Below are 625 nucleotides of genomic sequence, written 5' to 3'. Positions count from 1 at the left end.
CTTTCAAGCGTTTGTTCATCTCGTCAATACGGTGAACACGAGTTGCCGTCTTGCGCCATTCTCTGTTCGTCTGTAATGGGATACCTGATGAATAAAGACCCTTTTCTTCGATACTGCGCATTACCATGCCCATACCGGTGATGGCAACACCATCTGCGATAGTGATGTGGCCATTTAGAACCGACGCGCCGCCGATCTGACAGTACTTACCAATTTTAGTACTGCCGGCGACAATAGTACCACCTGGCATCACGGTACCATATCCGATCTGCACGTTATGTGCGATTTGAAGTTGGTTATCAAGAATCACATTGTCTTCAATAATGGTGTCTTCAAGTGCGCCACGGTCAATCGTAGTACATGCACCAATCTCGACGCGGTTACCAATGCGCACAGAACCAAGCTGAGGGATTTTAATCCACTCGCCTTTATCGTTCGCATAACCAAAACCGTCAGAGCCAATGACTGTGCCAGATTGAACCAGACAGTCATCGCCCAATGATACTTCATGATAAATTGTCACATTAGCCCAAAGCTTGGTGTTGTTCCCCAGCTTCGCGTTTTTACCGATAAAGCAACCTGCGCCGATAACAACGTTATCACCCAGTTCAACTCCCGTTTCAAT

The 625-nt window shown here is 47.0% G+C and carries 1 protein-coding gene; it reads right to left on the bottom strand.

The window, feature by feature from the left end; all coding sequences use genetic code 11:
* Positions 1-625: UDP-3-O-(3-hydroxymyristoyl)glucosamine N-acyltransferase (gene lpxD / locus R7Z50_RS28625; RefSeq protein WP_318149897.1), on the bottom strand; the 625-nt coding region annotated here is incomplete at both ends.

This window comes from Vibrio sp. 1249-1 (assembly GCF_033340495.1).
Note: the sequence above shows the minus strand (reverse complement) of the source record. Positions and strands in the feature narration are given on the sequence as shown.